This is a genomic window from Pseudomonas benzenivorans (assembly GCF_033547155.1).
GTDB classification, from domain to species: domain Bacteria; phylum Pseudomonadota; class Gammaproteobacteria; order Pseudomonadales; family Pseudomonadaceae; genus Aquipseudomonas; species Aquipseudomonas benzenivorans_B.
In genome coordinates this window covers 825,259-840,832 of sequence record NZ_CP137892.1, presented here as the reverse complement: position 1 = coordinate 840,832, position 15,574 = coordinate 825,259, and the positions used below count along the sequence as shown (strand labels likewise).

At 64.3% G+C, this 15,574-nt stretch carries 10 protein-coding genes and 2 rRNA genes; 3 read left to right on the top strand and 9 right to left on the bottom strand.

The genetic code is table 11. From position 1 onward, the window contains the following. Positions 1 to 4 precede the first annotated feature (4 nt). From rimI to SBP02_RS03865, 4 genes are all read right to left on the bottom strand, one after another. On the bottom strand, positions 5 to 457 hold the full coding sequence (gene rimI / locus SBP02_RS03880) for a ribosomal protein S18-alanine N-acetyltransferase (RefSeq protein ID WP_318645090.1): 453 nt from the start codon (positions 455 to 457) through the stop codon (positions 5 to 7). Beyond that, positions 454 to 1,251 (bottom strand): energy transducer TonB, encoded by a 798-nt coding sequence (locus SBP02_RS03875; protein WP_318645089.1) that lies wholly within the window; start codon positions 1,249 to 1,251, stop codon positions 454 to 456. Before SBP02_RS03875 ends, rimI begins: the two co-directional genes overlap by 4 nt. Then, positions 1,248 to 2,795 (bottom strand): 2-isopropylmalate synthase, encoded by a 1,548-nt coding sequence (locus SBP02_RS03870; RefSeq protein ID WP_318645088.1) that lies wholly within the window; start codon positions 2,793 to 2,795, stop codon positions 1,248 to 1,250. The genes SBP02_RS03875 and SBP02_RS03870 overlap by 4 nt, the downstream gene beginning before the upstream one ends. Positions 2,796 to 2,993: 198 nt before the next feature. Next, positions 2,994 to 3,599 (bottom strand): hypothetical protein, encoded by a 606-nt coding sequence (locus tag SBP02_RS03865; protein WP_369959935.1) that lies wholly within the window; start codon positions 3,597 to 3,599, stop codon positions 2,994 to 2,996. 229 nt (positions 3,600 to 3,828) lie between these two features. Between SBP02_RS03865 and mksB the strand changes: the two genes are divergently transcribed. Genes mksB through mksF form a run of 3 tightly spaced genes read left to right on the top strand, consistent with a single transcriptional unit; the run spans position 3,829 to position 8,605 of the window. Continuing rightward, positions 3,829 to 5,082 (top strand): Mks condensin complex protein MksB, encoded by a 1,254-nt coding sequence (mksB, locus tag SBP02_RS03860; protein WP_318645087.1) that lies wholly within the window; start codon positions 3,829 to 3,831, stop codon positions 5,080 to 5,082. Then, positions 5,079 to 5,777: an Mks condensin complex protein MksE gene (gene mksE, locus SBP02_RS03855; RefSeq protein ID WP_318645086.1), complete on the top strand. Its 699-nt coding sequence runs from the start codon at positions 5,079 to 5,081 to the stop codon at positions 5,775 to 5,777. The genes mksB and mksE overlap by 4 nt, the downstream gene beginning before the upstream one ends. After that, positions 5,774 to 8,605: an Mks condensin complex protein MksF gene (mksF, locus tag SBP02_RS03850; RefSeq protein ID WP_318645085.1), complete on the top strand. Its 2,832-nt coding sequence runs from the start codon at positions 5,774 to 5,776 to the stop codon at positions 8,603 to 8,605. The genes mksE and mksF overlap by 4 nt, the downstream gene beginning before the upstream one ends. Positions 8,606 to 8,654: 49 nt before the next feature. Here the strand turns inward: mksF and SBP02_RS03845 are convergent, their stop codons facing one another. The 5 genes from SBP02_RS03845 to SBP02_RS03825 all read right to left on the bottom strand — a co-directional run bounded on the left by SBP02_RS03845 (position 8,655) and on the right by SBP02_RS03825 (position 15,523). Then, complete coding sequence (locus SBP02_RS03845) at positions 8,655 to 10,958, bottom strand: PqiB family protein (protein ID WP_318645084.1); 2,304 nt, start codon at positions 10,956 to 10,958, stop codon at positions 8,655 to 8,657. Beyond that, complete coding sequence (locus SBP02_RS03840; protein ID WP_318645083.1) at positions 10,951 to 11,574, bottom strand: paraquat-inducible protein A; 624 nt, start codon at positions 11,572 to 11,574, stop codon at positions 10,951 to 10,953. Before SBP02_RS03840 ends, SBP02_RS03845 begins: the two co-directional genes overlap by 8 nt. Beyond that, positions 11,561 to 12,220 (bottom strand): paraquat-inducible protein A, encoded by a 660-nt coding sequence (locus SBP02_RS03835; protein ID WP_318645082.1) that lies wholly within the window; start codon positions 12,218 to 12,220, stop codon positions 11,561 to 11,563. Before SBP02_RS03835 ends, SBP02_RS03840 begins: the two co-directional genes overlap by 14 nt. A 157-nt stretch (positions 12,221 to 12,377) precedes the next feature. Next, positions 12,378 to 12,493, bottom strand: a 5S ribosomal RNA gene (gene rrf, locus SBP02_RS03830). Positions 12,494 to 12,633: 140 nt separating this feature from the next. Continuing rightward, positions 12,634 to 15,523, bottom strand: a 23S ribosomal RNA gene (locus tag SBP02_RS03825). Between the last annotated feature and the right edge of the window lie 51 nt (positions 15,524 to 15,574).

Below are 15,574 nucleotides of genomic sequence, written 5' to 3'. Positions count from 1 at the left end.
GCCCTCAGTCGATCAGGGTACAGGCCATCACCAGGGCATCCTCGCGCCCGCCCACGGCCGGGTAGTAGTCGCGGCGCCGGCCGACCTCGTTGAAGCCATAACGCTCGTACAGGCGGTAGGCCGCCTGGTTGCTGGCGCGCACCTCGAGGAAGCACTCCCCGGCCTTGAGCTGCAGGGCGCGCTGCATGAGGAACTCCAGCAGGCGCAAGCCCAGACCGCGGCCCTGGTTCTCCGGCTTGACGGTGATATTCAGCAGATGGGCCTCGTCGATGATCACGTTGATCACCCCATGGCCGACCTGCTGGCCGCCCTCGAACATCAGCCAGCAGTCGTAGGACTTGAGGCTGTCGGCGAAAATGCCGCGGGTCCAGGGATGGCTGAAGGCGGCGTACTCGATTTTCAGCACGGCCTCGAGATCCGCCTCGGTCATCGGGCGGAAGGAAATCGCGTCGCTCATTGCGCCCCACTCGTCCAGCGTTGGCGCACCCGGCGCATCGCCTGCCACAGCTCGCGTTTGCGCTGCGGCTCGTCCATCAACAGTTCCAGGCCCGGCAAGGCCCAGGCCGCCCCCAGCCCCTCGACCTGCAGCTCGCGGTTGTAGGCCTCGGCGTCGGCCTCGCCGGCGAAGCGCACGGCCGGCAGGCCGACCAGCCACAGACAGGCGCAGGGCGCCTGTTCCTCCAGGCGCGCGGCGACGAAGCTCTGTACGAACTCCAGCGCCGCCTGCGGCCCCTGGTCCATATTGCCGCGCACCAGCAACGGCCAGCGCACCGGCTCGCCGATGGTGTGCGGGCTGTCCGGCAAGCCGGCGGCACGCAGCAGGTCCTTGAGCAGCAGGTAGGCCGGATCGCGCCCCTGCAGCGGCTCGCCGGTGGGCAGTTCGACCAGCACGGCGCAGTCGCCGGCACGCAGCAGTTGCAGGGCGAAACGCGGTGGCGGCACAGCCGCCGCCCTCGTCGCCCCGGGCTTGTCGTCCGCGGCTTCGGCCACCTCGGGCCTGGCGTTGCGGGCCGTGGCGGCAGGCTTGGGCACCTCGATCTTCGGCCGCTCGGCCGCCGGGGCGGCTGGCGCCGGCGCCACGCCCTCGCGCAGCGCCTGCACGGTCGGCGCCTCATCGGCCGGCTGCTCCGGCTCGGGCGGCGCCAGCAGCTCCGGCCGCGACGGCGCGGCGAAGGGCAAGTCCACCCGCGGCAGCCAGCTGGCCACCTGCATGGCGCTCAGATAGGCACGGCGGCGCAGTTCTGCAATCAAACGTCAGCCACCTGCGGATGGGCCTTCTGCCCGGCCTGCATCAGGTTCAGCGCGTTGATATAGGCCTTGGCCGAGGCCACCAGGATATCGGTGTCGGCGCCGTTGCCGTTGACGATGCGTCCGGCTTTCTCCAGGCGTACGGTGACCTCGCCCTGGGAATCGGTGCCCTGGGTGATGGCGTTGACCGAATAGAGTTGCAGGTTGGCGTTGGAGCCGGCGATCGACTCGATGGCCTTGAAGGTCGCGTCCACCGGCCCCGAGCCCTGGGACTCGGCGCCGCGCTCGGCACCGTCGACGCTGAGCACCAGCTTGGCCTGAGGCACCTCGCCGGTCTTGCTGGCCACCTCCAGGGTCACCAGCTTGAAGTGCTCCGGCGCCTCCTCGCCGAGGGTATCGGAGACCAGCGCCTGCAGATCCTCGTCGAAGATCTCGTGCTTCTTGTCGGCCAGCTCCTTGAAGCGGGCGAAGGCGGCGTTCAACTCGGCCTCGCCGGCCAGGGCGATGCCCAGCTCGTCCAGGCGCGAGCGGAAGGCGTTGCGCCCGCTCAACTTGCCCAGCGACAGCTTGTTGGTGTGCCAGCCGACCGACTGCGCCGACATGATCTCGTAGGTCTCGCGGTGCTTGAGCACGCCGTCCTGGTGGATGCCCGACTCATGGGCGAAGGCGTTGGCGCCGACTATGGCCTTGTTCGGCTGCACCGGGAAACCGGTGATGCCCGAGACCATGCGCGAGGTGCTGAGGATGTGCGGGGTGTCGATGTTGGTGTGCACGCCGAGCAGGTCCTGGCGGGTCTTGATCGCCATGACGATCTCCTCCAGCGCCGCGTTGCCGGCCCGCTCGCCCAGACCGTTGATGGTGCACTCGACCTGGCGCGCGCCGGCCACCACCGCCGCCAGGGAGTTGGCCACGGCCAGGCCCAGGTCGTTGTGGCAGTGCACCGAGAACACCGCCTTGTCGGCGTTGGGGATGCGATTGAGCAGCTGGCGGATGGTCTCGGCGTACTGGTGCGGAATGGCATAGCCGACGGTGTCGGGGATGTTGATGGTGCGCGCCCCGGCGTCGATGGCCGCCTCGATGATGCGGCAGAGGAAGTCCAGCTCCGAGCGGCCGGCGTCCTCGCAGGAGAATTCCACATCGCTGCACAGGTTGCGCGCGCGCTTGACCGCGTGCACCGCCTGCTCGACCACCTGGTCCGGCTGCATGCGCAGCTTGTACTGCATGTGGATCGGGCTGGTGGCGATAAAGGTGTGGATGCGACCGGAGTTGGCCCCGGCCAGCGCCTCGGCGGCGCGGTCGATGTCGGCGTCCACCGCCCGCGAGAGGCTGCACACGGTGCTGTCCTTGATGCTGTCGGCAATCGCCTTGACCGCGGCGAAGTCGCCCGGGCTGGCGATGGCGAAGCCGGCCTCGATCACGTCCACGCGCAGGCGCTCCAGGGCCTTGGCGATGCGCAGCTTCTCCTCGCCGGTCATGGACGCGCCGGGGCTCTGCTCGCCGTCGCGCAGGGTGGTATCGAAAATAATGACGCGGTCGCTGCTGCTCATGCTCGACTCCTCGTGGCCCGGCCTTGGATGCGGCGGAACTCAGGCAGACTGTGCCGACTGGTGGCGGCACTCAATTGAGGAATTGTGGCGTGAAAAGGGCCTTACGGAAAGCCCGCAGCGGCCGTGTGGTCGCCGCAGTCGACAAGCATCGCCGCCGGGCCCGTGCCTGCAGAGGCCGGCGCCCGGCGCCGGCCGAGCTCAGCCCTGGCGAAACAGCCCGAGCAGGTGCTCGGCAATCGCCCCCTTGATGGCGTTGCGGCTCAGCTGCGAGCAGTGCCCCAGACGAGTCAGGTCGATGCGATGCAGATGCAGCGACGGCATGCGCGCCTCGTACTCGCGCAGGTCGCCCTTGACCAGCACCGGCAGGAAATCTTCGCCCCGCGCCTGGTAACGCTGGATCAGCAGCTTCAAGCCCTGCTGAAAGGGCAGCTCGGCGGAGGCCACCAGCCGGTTGCCGTGGGGAATCTTCAGGTACAGGCCGCTGCGCCCCAGGGTTTCGCCCGGCAGGATATGCACCCCGGTCGGCGCCACGGCATGGGCCGGGATGTCGTGGAAGGTGTCGTGCCAGGCCTGCTCGTCCGGCAGGACGGTGATGTCGCCATGATCGCTCTGCGGCACCACGAAGCTGTAATTGCTGTAGAGCTTCTGCACGTAGCCCGAGTAAACGCACAGACGATTCTCGAAACGTTGCAGGAAGGCGATGGCCTCGGCCCGGTCGCTGATGGCGTCGAGGTCCCAGGCCAGGTCCGGTTGCCCCTGCAACGCGTTCCAGCATTCATCGATATAGGCGGCGGAGGCGGACAAGATAGGCTCGCTCGGCAATGGATGTCGCAACGGGCATCGCAGAAAGCATGCCAAGAAAATCAACGACTTGATCGGGCCTTGCGGGCCGCCTCGAGGCGATACCGCAAGCCCAGTCCGTCCGAAACTGCCGCGTTGCGTCACCTGCGCCTCCGATCGGTTCGCGCGCAGGCACAGCCCGGTCGATGCAGTACAATCGCCGCCTTTCTCCGATTGAACGACCAGCCCCGCGATGATCGACCCCAAGCGCGTACTGCGCGCCCTCGCCGAACACTGGACCCTGCTCGAGCCGCTGTGCGAGCGTTTCGACGCCGGCACCCTGAGCCTGGTCGAGCTGCGCAACCAGCTCGCCGCCCAGCTGCCGGAGGGTACGCCCACCGACATCACCGCCCTGCTCGACCAGTGGATCCGCCTGGACATCCTGGTGCCGGTGGCCAAGAGCCCCAACCGCTTCGAGCTCAACGCGCAGATCCACGACTTCCTCGCCTACCTGCGCCGCGAACACCGCCTCGGCCTGTGCCTGGAGATCGAGGCCTACCTGCGCCACCTGGAGCGCCTGGCCGGCTATATCCAGGACGCCTTCGAGGTGCGCGACGCCGCCGACCTGGCGCGCCAGCTGCGCCTGCTCGACATGCGCGTGCGGGATGTCCTGAAGAAACTGGGCAACGACGAACAGGCGCTGATCGCCGTGGCCGAGCGAGCCAAGACCAGCGACCGACAGATCCCCCTGCGCCAGCGCTATGCCGAGGTGCTGGCCACCTGGGACGAGTACGTCGAGCCGATGATCCAGCTGGTGGCCGCCGACGGTGCCTTCGAGCAGGGCGTGTACCGTGTCGAGCACGTGCTGCTGCGCCTGCTCGGCGAGCAGCAGCGCCTCGGCCAACTGGTCGACGACGACCTGCTGCTGCGCACCCACGCGCGCATCCTGGAGATGCAGACCACCGCCCAGCTGACCCTGCGCAAGGCCCGCGAACTGCTGCTGCCGCTGCGCGAGGAGGCGCGCCGGCACAACGCCGTGACCCGCGGCGCGGCGCTGGCCCTGTCGGTGATCCGCAAGAAGGGCCTGGATGCCGTGCCCCAGGCGGCCTTGCCGCTGTTCACCCGGCCGCAGAGCACCTTCCTCGGCAGCGCCTCCCAGGTCGAGGCCTACGTCTACGCCCTGGCCCGCTTCGAGTCCAAACCGGCGCACTTCCCCAAGGCCGGCGCCACGCGCAAGAGCGGCGCGCCCAAGGCACCGAAGACCGCCCGCGAGATGCTCGAGCGCTGCGAGCAGGCCCTGCCGCTGCCCGACCTGATGCTCTGGCTGCTGGAGCAGGAGCCGGAAGGCGCCACCGACGAGCTGCTCTACTGGTTCTCGCGCCTGTCCCGCGACGCGCGCTTCGAGCGTGAGCGCCTGGAGCGCCGTGACTACCTGACCCGCGAGCATCAGCTGAGCCTGAGCTCCTACGCCCTGATCAAGCCTGCGCCAGGAATGACCTCCGCATGAATATCGATTTGAAAGAAATGACCCAGCTGGCGGCGATCTTCCGCGAGCTGTTCAAGGGCTACCACCTGTCGCGCAGCGAGCCGGAGTGTTACGCCCAGCTGTCCAGCCAGCAGGACCAGTACCGCATGCTGTTCAAGGCCCTCGGCTTCGAGCTGGTGTGCGATCCGCGCGGCTTCTATTACTTCGTCCCCGAGCAGATGGGCGCCCAGGTCAACAAGACCGCCCAGCGCCTGGCGCTGTTCACCTTTATCCTCGTGGAACATTTGGCGGACCAGGGCCGCGATCCGCTCAGCGTGCTGGACGGCGGCAGCATCGGCCGCGACGAGCTGCCGGCGCTGCTGGACAAGTACCGCGACCTGTTCCTCCAGGCCGAGGTCACCACCCAGGACGAGCTGGAGGACAAGATCATCCGCCGCCTGACCCAGCTCGGCTTCGCCGAGGACAGCAACGGCGTGTACCGTTTCCTGCCGCCGATGCACCGCTTCCTCGACGTCTGCCTCAGCGTGCAGCACGACCGCGACCTGGCCGCCAGCCTGCACAGCAGCGACCTGCACCTGCCGGCACCGCTGCTGCTCGATGACGACAGCGGCGAGGCGATCATCGCCCTCGACGAATTCGCCACCGAGGAATCCGAAGAAGACGCCCTGGCCCGCGCCATGGCCGAAGAACGTGCCGCCCAGGAGATCGACGCATGAGCCAGGAACGCTACGGCATCCGCCGCTTCGCCCTGCTGAACACCGCCGGCTACAGCCTCGGCCTGTTCCCGCTGGAGAACCCGCTGTCGGTGTACGGCGCCAACAACCTGGGCAAGTCCGCCTCGATCAACGCCCTGCAGTTTCCCATCCTGGCGCGCATGTCGGACATGAGCTTCGGCAAGTACAGCCTGGAGCAGTCGCGCAAGTTCTACTTCGCCAGCGACACCAGCTACATCCTCGTCGAAGTCGCCCTGCCCCACGGCCCCCACGTGATCGGCGTGGCCGGGCGCGGCCCGGGCGGCGGTTTCGGCCACCAGTTCTTCGCCTACCAGGGCGAGTTGGACCTGGAGCACTACCAGAACAACGGCACCTGCCTGCGTCAGCGCGAGCTGTTCGCCAACCTCGAGCGCGCCGGCCTCAAGGCCTACGAGCTCAAGCCCGACGAACTGCGCCGTCTGCTGGTCGGCGGTCACACCAGCATCCCCTTGGACCTGACGCTGATTCCGCTGCGCTCGACCAGCGAGCAGAGCCTGAAGACCTTCCGCGCGCTGTTTATCAACCTGCTGCACATGCGCGAGATTACCGCGGCGAAGTTGAAACAGCTGTTCCTCGATGCCTTCGAGCACAGCCTGCGCTCGGGCAGCGTCGACTATATCGCCGCCACCGAGGAGGCCTTCCGCGACGTGCGCCGCATGGAGCAGGACTACCAGGCCCTGGTCGCCGCCGGCCCCTTGATCGAGGCCCTGAGCGCCGGCGTGGCCCAGCGCGAGCAGCTGCGCGGCAAGCTGCACCGCCTCTCGCCGCTGCTCGACGCGCTGCTCGGCACCTGGCAGGACTACGCCGGCGCCCGCCGCGAGGAGCTGGTGATCCAGGCCGAGCACTACCAGGGCGAGCAGGACGGCCTGCAGCAGGAACAGCGCGGCGGCACCGCCGAGCTGATGCGCCTGGAGCGGGCGATCAGCGAGATCCAGCGCTGGCTCGGCGAGCTGGCCGTGCTGAAGAACCGTTTCGCCCTGATCGACAATGCCCAAGTGCTGGAGGCCCAGCTGCTGGCCGCCAAGGACGCCCACGACGAACTGGCCGGTGCCCTGGCGCAGTCGCGGCAGTTCTCCAGCGAAGATCTGGACGAGCGCCTGCGCGACCTGGAGAAGCGCCTCAAGTCGGTCAGACAGCAGCTCGACCACGCCGACAACAACAGCTACGCACGGCTGCGCGAGGAGTTCAGCCAGCAGGACGTGGACCGCCTGATGCGCCTGTTCAACGGCCAGCTATTCAGCTTGCCCCTGGGCGAGAAAGGCATCCAGGCCGAAGGCGATGACTGGGTGAAAGCCGTCGAGGCGGTGCTGGAGCGCTTCAAGGGCGATACCTTCAGCGTGCCGGGCCTGTCCATCGACCTGTCCCATATCGAGCCCCCGGCCCTGCAGGCCCTGGCCGACCGCGCCGCCCTGCGCGACCAGAAGGACCGCCTGGAGCGCGAACTCAAGCAGCTCAAGACCCAGCAGGCGGTGGCCGCCGACCGCGCCGCCAGCAAGGCCCAGGCCGAGGCGCTGTACCAGGCCGTGCTGGACGCGCAGAAGGCCCTGGAGGACTTCCGCCGCAGCCAGACGCTCTCTGCCGAAGAGGCCGATAAGTTGGAACAGCTGGCCCAGCTGGAAGCCGCCCAGGACGAGCTGCGCCGTACCAGCGACGCCTTCGCCGAGCGGGTCCAGCAGCTGTCGGCCAAGCTGCAGCTGGTCGGCCGCCAGTTGGCCGACCTGGAAGCCAAGCAGCGCACCCTGGACGACGCCCTGCGCCGCCGCCAGCTGCTGCCGGCCGACCTGCCGTTCGGCACGCCCTTCACCGACCCGGTGGACGACAGCCTGGACAACCTGCTGCCGCTGCTCAACGACTACCAGGATGCCTGGCAGGGTCTGCAGCGCGTGGACGGGCAGATCGAGGCGTTGTATGCCCAGGTGCGCCTGAAAGGGGTGGCCAAGTTCGACAGCGAGGACGACGTCGAGCGGCGCCTGCAGCTCTTGGTCAACGCCTACGCGCACCGCCAGGACGAGGCCCTGACCCTGGCCAAGGCGCGCCGCGCCGCGGTCACCGACATCGCCCGCACCCTGCGCAATATCCGTAGCGACTACGACAACCTGGAACACCAGCTGGCGCTGTTCAACCGCGAGATCAACAGGCGCCAGGTCTCCAACCTGCAGAGTTTCCGCATCGTCCTGGCGCCGAACAAGGAGGCGCTCAAGCACATCGACCAGATCATCCACAGCGCCGGCCAGTACGAGGAAGGCGAGACCCTGTCGGTGTTCGACCTGCAGCAGAACAGCGAGCAGGACGCCAGGAACGAGCAGGCCAAGGAGTACCTGGCGCGCCTGGTGGCGGCCAACCAGAACCAGCTGGGCCTCAAGGACCTGTTCGAGCTGGCCTTCGAGATCACCAAGGTCGGCGGCCAACCGGTGATCCACACCGACATCGACGGGGCGGCCTCCAACGGCACCACCATGACCATCAAGGCGCTGACCAACATGTACCTGCTGCTGCACCTGATGGACCGCGAGCAGGCCGGACGGGTGCGCCTGCCCTACTACCTGGACGAGGCTGCCGATATCGACGAGCGCAACCAGCAGGCACTGATCGAGACCAGCCTGCAGCTGGGCTTCGTGCCCATCCTCGCCTCGGTCAAGCCGCAGGTCTCGGCCCATGTGGCCATCGACCTGGAAGGCGGCAGCGGCCCGGCCGGCATCTACATCGACGAGGCCGACTGGAAATTTATCCGCCCCCGTGAGCCGGCCAAGACCGAGACCGTCCACGAAGAAGCCAGTGCCGAACCGGCCTGATCCTTCCGCTCAATGAAAAGGGCCGCAGATGCGGCCCTTTTTCATGCTGCTACTGCGGCAAGGCGATCTTCGGCGCCCACTGCAGCCACTGTTCCTGGGGCTCCTCGAACAGGGCGAAGGTCTGCCCCGGCAGGGCCCGCACGCCCATCTCCTCGCCTTCCGGAGTGGCGAAGGCCACGCCGCCGGCAATGATGGTTTCCAGGGACTCGGTGCGCACCTTCACCCCCTTGAACAGGCCGGCGTCGACGCCGATTCCGGAGCTGACCCAGAAACGGCTGCCACCACGCACCAGGGGCGCATAACGCGGCTCGATCAGCACATGGACCAGTACCCGGTTGGCATTCGGCCCCAGCTCGACGCCCGTCACCTTGCCCACCGGCACCTCGCGGTAGGTCACCGGCTCGCCGGCCTTCAACGAGTTGCGCTGCTCCGCGCTGAGCACCAGGCGCAGCCCGGATTCGCTCGATGCCCGGGTCGGCGGCCCGTCCAGGGCAACGAACTCGGTCAGCCGTCGCCCGCCCTGCTCCGCCGGCAGCACTTCCAGGTACTGGCCGCCGACCAGGGTATCCAGGTTGGTCACCCGACTCAGGCTCAGCTCGGGCTTGACCACCCAGAACTGCGTGCCGGTGCGGGCGATACGCTCGGCCGCCAGGGTGATCCGTCCATACAGCAGGACGCTCTGCAGGTCATCGCTCAGCTCGATGCGCTCGACCTTGCCCACGTCCAGGCCGCGGTAGCGGATGGCCGTCCCCGGCCCCAGGCCATCGCCACGCTCCAGGCGGATGCTGATCGCCACGCCATTCTGCAGCGCGCGTTCGCGACTCTCGTACAACGCAAAGCGTTGCACCCGCTTGGTCATGACGGGCGCCTGCGCATCGGGGGTCTCGAAGGCGATGCCCCCGGCCAACAGGGTCTGCAGCGACTCGCTCTTGACCTCGATACCGGACAGCCCGCCTTTGAGGGTGATGCCGCTGGCGTTCCAGAAGCGCGTGCTGCTGTTGACCAGGTGCGCGTACTCCGGCTCGATGTGCACGCCGAAGGCCACCTGCTGGTCGTTGCGGGCCAGTTGCACGCTCTGTACCGAGCCGACTTTCACCTGGCGATAGAGAATCGGATTGCCGACCTCCAGCGAGCCACGACTGTCGCTCAGCAGCACCAGATGCAGGCCCGGCGCGGCCAGGTCCAGCGGCGGCGCCTTGGGTCGGGCCTCGAACTCGCGCTTGGCCGCGGCGCCCTTCTCGCCCGGTCGCACGGCGATGTAGTTGCCCTTGACCAGGGCCTCCAGACCGGTGATGCCGGCCAGGGAGATGGACGGTTTGACCACCCAGAACTCGGTGCCCTCGACCAGATAGTCCTCGGTGCGCGGGTCGAGGGTCAGCTCGGCCGTGGCGCTGGTCAGGTCGTCGTTGACCTTCAGCGTCTTCAGGCTGCCGGCCTGGATGCCGTTGTACAGCACCGGCGTACGCCCGGCCTCCAGTCCCTCGAAGTCGCTGAAGGTGACCTGCACCCTGATGCCGGCCTGGGCCGCCTCGAAATCCTCATAGAGGCGGAACGGAAACACCGGATCGGTCGGCGGGCTGTCCTTGCGGTGCTCAGGCGTGGCGAAGGCGATCCCCCCTGCCACTATGCTGGCCAGCGACTCGCTGCGCAGCTTGAAACCCGACAGGCCGGCGTTGATGCTGATGCCGCTGGCGTTCCAGAACCGCGTGTGTTTGCGCACCAGGCTGGCATAGGGCGGCTCGATATAGACCTTCACCTCGACCGTAGTCTGGTCCTCGCCCAAGGCATAGCTCTTCACCCGGCCGACCTGGATCTGCTTGTAGAAAACCGGGCTGTCGCGATTCAGCGAGCCCAGCCGCTCGGCCTTCAGGGTCAGGTGCAGCCCGGGCAGGTCATCGGACAAGGGCGGCGGCTCGGACAAAGCCTTGAACTTCAGGGTCGGCTCGCCATCGCCCGGACTGACTGCGATGTAGTTACCCGACACCAGGGTCTCCAGGCCGGTGATGCCGGCCAGGCTCACACTCGGCTTGACCAGCCAGAAGCGTGCGTTCTCGCGCAGGTGCGGCTTGACCTCCTGGTTCATCTCGATGGTGGCGATCACCCCCGGCTGCTCGCCGCTGTCGTCCAGGGCCAGGGCCTTCACCTTGCCGATCGGCATGCCCTTGTAGATGACTTCGGTCTTGCCGGCCTGGATGCCCGCACCACTGTCGAATAGCACCTGGATCTCGATGCCGGCCTGGCTGTAGGCACGCCAGCCCAGCCAGCCGCCAATCAGCAGGGCGAGGATGGGCAGCACCCAGATGGCCGACCAGTTGGAGGCCGGGCGGGTTTTGGCCAGAGGCAGATCATTCATGGTCGTGTTCCGACTCCGTGTTGTCCCAGATCAGGCGGGGGTCAAAGGTCAAGGCCGCGAGCATGGTCAGGATCACCACGCTGGCGAAGGCCACCGCGCCCATGCCCGGCTCGATGCTGGCCAGGTTGCCGAACCTGACCAGCGCAACCAGGATGGCGATGACGAAGATGTCGAGCATCGACCAGCGGCCGATCCATTCGATGAAGCGGAACATGTAGATGCGCTGACGGGGCGACATCGGCTGATGGCGCTGCACCGAATAGAGCAATAGTGCGATGCCCACCAGCTTGAAGGTCGGCACCAGGATGCTGGCGATGAACACCACCGCGGCGATCGGCAGCATGCCCAGGTGCACCAACTCGATCACCCCGGACATGATGGTGTCCGACTGGCCCTTGCCCAACGAGTTGACCGTCATGATCGGCAGCAGGTTGGCCGGAATATAGAGGATCGCCGCGGTCAGCAGCAGCGCCCAGGTCCGCGCCAGGCTGTTCGGCCGCCGCGCGTGCAGCAAGCCGCCGCAACGCTCGCAATGCTGGTGGGCGACCTCGGTCTGCACGGGGTTGAGCAGGTGGCATTCGTGGCAGACCAGCAGCCCGGCATCAATCGCCCGCATGCACGTCCTCCCCCGCCAGGGCCTGCCAGATCTGATGCGGCGCCATGCTCACCTCGAGCCAGGCCTGGACCAGCAGCAGCGCGACGAAACAGAACAAGCCGACACCGAGACTGAGGTCCGCCAGATCCGCCAGTTTGACCATGGCCACCAGGATGCCCATCAGGTACACCTCGAGCATGCCCCACTCGCGTAGATGGTGATAGATGCGGTACAGCAGCAGGCCATAGCTACGCCCCAGGTCCAGGCGGATGCTCAGCAGCACCGCCAGCTGGCACAGCAGCTTGAGCAGCGGCACCGCCATGCTGCACAGGAACACCACCGCGGCGATGCCCTGCATGCCGCTCTCGTACAGCCCGAGCACCCCGCTCCACACCGTGTCCTCACTGCTCTGCCCGAGCAGATTGAGCCGCATGATCGGCAGGAAGTTGGCCGGCACGTAAAGCAGCAGGGCGGCGACCACCAACGCCAGACTGCGCCGCACCACCTGATGCCGGTGGGTATACAGCTCGAAACCGCAACGCGGGCACTCGACCCGCTCGTCATAGCCGGTGTTCGGCTTGCGCATCAGCAGGTCGCATTCGTGACAGGCGATCAAGTGCTCGACGGGGAGCTCCGGCGAAAGCTGGGGGGCGGCCGAATCGGACATAAACGAGCTCTCGGTGAAGAATGCTTATTCTAGACGAGCCCCGTGTCGAACTGGCGAGGGCATGCCGACAATATGGCCACTCGGGCAGGCTCTGAATTTCCGCCGCGCAAAGGCAAACCCCCGACCTGCATGCGCGGGTCGGGGGTTTGGGATAGGTGCTTGACGATGACCTACTCTCACATGGGGAAGCCCCACACTACCATCGGCGATGCATCGTTTCACTACTGAGTTCGGGATGGGATCAGGTGGTTCCAACGCTCTATGGTCGTCAAGCAATTCGGTTGGAGAGTCGGTGTTGAGTCGCCTCCCCATATTGGGTATGTGATGTCTGGTTTTGCGTGTTCTGGCAAATTTTCGGTTTGTTGTCGACTTCAACCATCGAGCACACAAACAGCAAATTGTTTGGGTGTTATATGGTCAAGCCTCACGGGCAATTAGTATGGGTTAGCTCAACGCCTCACAGCGCTTACACACCCCACCTATCAACGTCGTAGTCTTCGACGGCCCTTCAGGGAGCTCAAGGCTCCAGTGAGATCTCATCTTGAGGCAAGTTTCCCGCTTAGATGCTTTCAGCGGTTATCTCTTCCGAACATAGCTACCCGGCAATGCCACTGGCGTGACAACCGGAACACCAGAGGTTCGTCCACTCCGGTCCTCTCGTACTAGGAGCAGCCCCTCTCAAATCTCAAACGTCCACGGCAGATAGGGACCGAACTGTCTCACGACGTTCTAAACCCAGCTCGCGTACCACTTTAAATGGCGAACAGCCATACCCTTGGGACCGGCTTCAGCCCCAGGATGTGATGAGCCGACATCGAGGTGCCAAACACCGCCGTCGATATGAACTCTTGGGCGGTATCAGCCTGTTATCCCCGGAGTACCTTTTATCCGTTGAGCGATGGCCCTTCCATACAGAACCACCGGATCACTAAGACCTACTTTCGTACCTGCTCGACGTGTCTGTCTCGCAGTCAAGCGCGCTTTTGCCTTTATACTCTACGACCGATTTCCGACCGGTCTGAGCGCACCTTCGTACTCCTCCGTTACTCTTTAGGAGGAGACCGCCCCAGTCAAACTACCCACCATACACTGTCCTCGATCCGGATAACGGACCAGAGTTAGAACCTCAAGGTTGCCAGGGTGGTATTTCAAGGATGGCTCCACGCGAACTGGCGTCCACGCTTCAAAGCCTCCCACCTATCCTACACAAGCAAGCTCAAAGTCCAGTGCAAAGCTATAGTAAAGGTTCACGGGGTCTTTCCGTCTAGCCGCGGATACACTGCATCTTCACAGCGATTTCAATTTCACTGAGTCTCGGGTGGAGACAGCGCCGCCATCGTTACGCCATTCGTGCAGGTCGGAACTTACCCGACAAGGAATTTCGCTACCTTAGGACCGTTATAGTTACGGCCGCCGTTTACCGGGGCTTCGATCAAGAGCTTCGCGTTAGCTAACCCCATCAATTAACCTTCCGGCACCGGGCAGGCGTCACACCCTATACGTCCACTTTCGTGTTTGCAGAGTGCTGTGTTTTTAATAAACAGTCGCAGCGGCCTGGTATCTTCGACCGGCATGGGCTTACGCAGTAAATGCTTCACCCTCACCGGCGCACCTTCTCCCGAAGTTACGGTGCCATTTTGCCTAGTTCCTTCACCCGAGTTCTCTCAAGCGCCTTGGTATTCTCTACCTAACCACCTGTGTCGGTTTGGGGTACGGTTCCTAGTTACCTGAAGCTTAGAAGCTTTTCCTGGAAGCATGGCATCAACCACTTCGTCGTCTAAAAGACAACTCGTCATCAGCTCTCGGCATTAAGCGCCCGGATTTACCTAAGCACTCTGCCTACCACCTTAAACACGGACAACCAACGCCGTGCTGGCCTAGCCTTCTCCGTCCCTCCATCGCAGTAACTAGAAGTACGGGAATATTAACCCGTTTCCCATCGACTACGCATTTCTGCCTCGCCTTAGGGGCCGACTCACCCTGCGTCGATTAACGTTGCGCAGGAAACCTTGGTCTTTCGGCGTGCGAGTTTTTCACTCGCATTGTCGTTACTCATGTCAGCATTCGCACTTCTGATACCTCCAGCAAGCTTCTCAACTCACCTTCACAGGCTTACAGAACGCTCCTCTACCGCTCAACTTACGTTGAACCCGTAGCTTCGGTGTATGGTTTGAGCCCCGTTACATCTTCCGCGCAGGCCGACTCGACTAGTGAGCTATTACGCTTTCTTTAAAGGGTGGCTGCTTCTAAGCCAACCTCCTAGCTGTCTAAGCCTTCCCACATCGTTTCCCACTTAACCATAACTTTGGGACCTTAGCTGACGGTCTGGGTTGTTTCCCTTTTCACGACGGACGTTAGCACCCGCCGTGTGTCTCCCGTGCTGACACTTGCTGGTATTCGGAGTTTGCATCGGTTTGGTAAGTCGGGATGACCCCCTAGCCGAAACAGTGCTCTACCCCCAGCAGTGATACACGAGGCGCTACCTAAATAGCTTTCGAGGAGAACCAGCTATCTCCGAGCTTGATTAGCCTTTCACTCCGATCCACAGGTCATCCGCTAACTTTTCAACGGTAGTCGGTTCGGTCCTCCAGTCAGTGTTACCTAACCTTCAACCTGCCCATGGATAGATCGCCCGGTTTCGGGTCTATACCCAGCGACTAAACGCCCTATTAAGACTCGCTTTCGCTACGCCTCCCCTATTCGGTTAAGCTCGCCACTGAATATAAGTCGCTGACCCATTATACAAAAGGTACGCAGTCACCTAACAAGTAGGCTCCCACTGCTTGTACGCATACGGTTTCAGGTTCTATTTCACTCCCCTCTCCGGGGTTCTTTTCGCCTTTCCCTCACGGTACTGGTTCACTATCGGTCAGTCAGTAGTATTTAGCCTTGGAGGATGGTCCCCCCATATTCAGACAAAGTTTCTCGTGCTCCGTCCTACTCGATTTCACTTCTAAGATCCTTTCGCGTACAGGGCTATCACCCACTATGGCCGCACTTTCCAGAGCGTTCCGCTAAAATCAAAGAAGCTTAAGGGCTAGTCCCCGTTCGCTCGCCACTACTAAGGGAATCTCGGTTGATTTCTATTCCTCAGGGTACTTAGATGTTTCAGTTCCCCTGGTTCGCCTCCTACACCTATGTATTCAGTGCAGGATACCCAGCTTATGCTGGGTGGGTTCCCCCATTCAGAGATCTCCGGATCAAAGTCTGTTTGCCGACTCCCCGAAGCTTATCGCAGGCTACCACGTCTTTCATCGCCTCTGACTGCCAAGGCATCCACCGTATGCGCTTCTTCACTTGACCATATAACCCCAAGCAATCTGGTTACGGCCTCGAACGTGAAGACGACATTCG

Bases quoted from the DNA above. Each gene is read 5' to 3' on its own strand.
- SBP02_RS03870 (WP_318645088.1), bottom strand. From the start codon at position 2,795: ATGAGCAGCAGCGACCGCGTCATTATTTTCGATACCACCCTGCGCGAC.
- mksE (WP_318645086.1), top strand. From the start codon at position 5,079: ATGAATATCGATTTGAAAGAAATGACCCAGCTGGCGGCGATCTTCCGC.
- SBP02_RS03840 (WP_318645083.1), bottom strand. From the start codon at position 11,574: ATGCGGGCGATTGATGCCGGGCTGCTGGTCTGCCACGAATGCCACCTG.
- mksF (WP_318645085.1), top strand. From the start codon at position 5,774: ATGAGCCAGGAACGCTACGGCATCCGCCGCTTCGCCCTGCTGAACACC.
- SBP02_RS03835 (WP_318645082.1), bottom strand. From the start codon at position 12,220: ATGTCCGATTCGGCCGCCCCCCAGCTTTCGCCGGAGCTCCCCGTCGAG.
- rimI (WP_318645090.1), bottom strand. From the start codon at position 457: ATGAGCGACGCGATTTCCTTCCGCCCGATGACCGAGGCGGATCTCGAG.
- SBP02_RS03845 (WP_318645084.1), bottom strand. From the start codon at position 10,958: ATGAATGATCTGCCTCTGGCCAAAACCCGCCCGGCCTCCAACTGGTCG.
- mksB (WP_318645087.1), top strand. From the start codon at position 3,829: ATGATCGACCCCAAGCGCGTACTGCGCGCCCTCGCCGAACACTGGACC.